Consider the following 966-nt stretch of genomic DNA (forward strand, 5'->3'; position numbering starts at 1 on the left):
CACCGCACTGCGCCCCAGCCCCCTCCTGGCCGACCTCCCCGACACCCACCCCACCTCCATCTCCACCTCGACGCCCCACGACGGCGACGGGCAGATCCCGGCAGGTTCCGTATGGGAGGAGCGACTGCGGGACCTTGATGACGCGGAGGCCCGGACCGCGCTGCGCGAGGTCGTCCGTTCGCATGCCGCGGCCGTATTGGGGCACGGCGATGCATCTGTCATCGCGCTCATGACGGCGTTCCGTGACCTCGGGTTCGACTCGCTCACCGCGGTCGAGTTGCGCAACCGCCTCGTCAAGGAGACCGGGCTGGAGCTTCCGGCGACGCTGGTGTTCGACTACCCCGACGCCGAGAGCCTCGCCAGACATCTCGTCGAACTCCTGCTGGATCACCGGGAAGCCGACGGCCCGCTGCCGACAGCCCGGCTGACACCCGCCCACGCGCACGCCGACCCCGACGCCGACGTCGACCCGATCGCGATCGTCGGCATGAGCTGCCGGCTGCCGGGAGACGTCCGTACGCCGGAGGCCCTGTGGCAGCTCGTCAGCGACGGGCTGGAGGGCATTACCGGCTTTCCTGTGGACCGGGGCTGGGAGGACGTACCCCTCGGAGACCTGGATACAGCGGCCGGTTCGTCGTTCGCCCGGGTCGGTGGCTTCCTGCACGATGCAGGCTCCTTCGACCCCGAGTTCTTCGGGATCTCGCCGCGCGAGGCCCTCGCCATGGACCCGCAGCAGCGCCTTGTACTGGAGGCGTCGTGGGAGACGGTGGAAGGCGCAGGGATCGCTCCGGCCACCTTGCGCGGCAGCCGTACGGGCGTTTTCGTCGGCGGTTGCAGTCAGGGCTACGGCGCCGGGGCCCTGGCTCAAGGCGGGGAGGGCGTGAGCGGCCAGCTCCTCACCGGTACGGCCACCAGTGTCCTGTCCGGCCGGCTGTCGTATGCCTTCGGTTTTGAGGGTCCGGCGGT

General features: G+C 70.4%; 1 protein-coding gene. It reads left to right on the plus strand.

The window, feature by feature from the left end:
* Positions 1–966: acyl carrier protein (locus tag ACLF6P_RS29865; protein WP_415954545.1), on the plus strand; the 966-nt coding region annotated here is incomplete at both ends.

Source organism: Streptomyces lothianensis (assembly GCF_047779955.1).
Classification (GTDB): Bacteria; Actinomycetota; Actinomycetes; order Streptomycetales; family Streptomycetaceae; genus Streptomyces.